The following is a 554-nucleotide window of genomic DNA, read 5'->3' on the forward strand; positions in this document are numbered from 1 at the left end:
GGTCAGGAGCGCAGCTTTCTGGAGCGCTACGTGGTGACCGAAGAGATGTGTGTAGCCAACGCGCCGGTTCGTCCGTTCTTCGTCGCTGACCGGCAGAGCGGCCCGACGCTGATCCGCTACGCATCGGAGCAAATCAAGCAGTCCATCCTACCCCGGATCATCCGCGGCGAGGCCAGCTTCTGTATCGGCATGAGCGAGCCCGGTTCGGGATCGGACCTGTTTGCGGCCAAATCCAAGGCCACCAAGACCGATGGCGGCTGGCTGATCAACGGCACCAAAATCTGGACCAGCAACGCCAACGTGTCCGACTACATGATCGGCCTATTCCGGACGTCGGCGCCCACCAAGGAAAACAGGCGGCATGGCCTGACGTCGTTCCTGGTGGATATGAAGACGCCAGGCATCACCTGCAACGTCATTCGCCAGATGTCTGGGCAGCGCGAGTTCAACGAGGTGGTGTTTCAGAATGCGTTCGTTCCTGAAGGCAACCTGCTTGGTGAGATCGACGGCGCCTGGAAGCAGGCAACCAGCGAACTCGCCTACGAGCGCAGCGG

At 61.0% G+C, this 554-nt stretch carries 1 protein-coding gene; it reads left to right on the top strand.

Annotation, left to right across the window (positions count from 1 at the left end; translation table 11 throughout):
- A partial coding sequence (locus OZ411_RS43020; RefSeq protein ID WP_282532813.1) for an acyl-CoA dehydrogenase family protein occupies window positions 1–554 on the top strand: 554 nt, incomplete at both ends.

This window comes from Bradyrhizobium sp. Arg237L, from assembly GCF_029990105.1.
GTDB lineage: Bacteria > Pseudomonadota > Alphaproteobacteria > Rhizobiales > Xanthobacteraceae > Bradyrhizobium.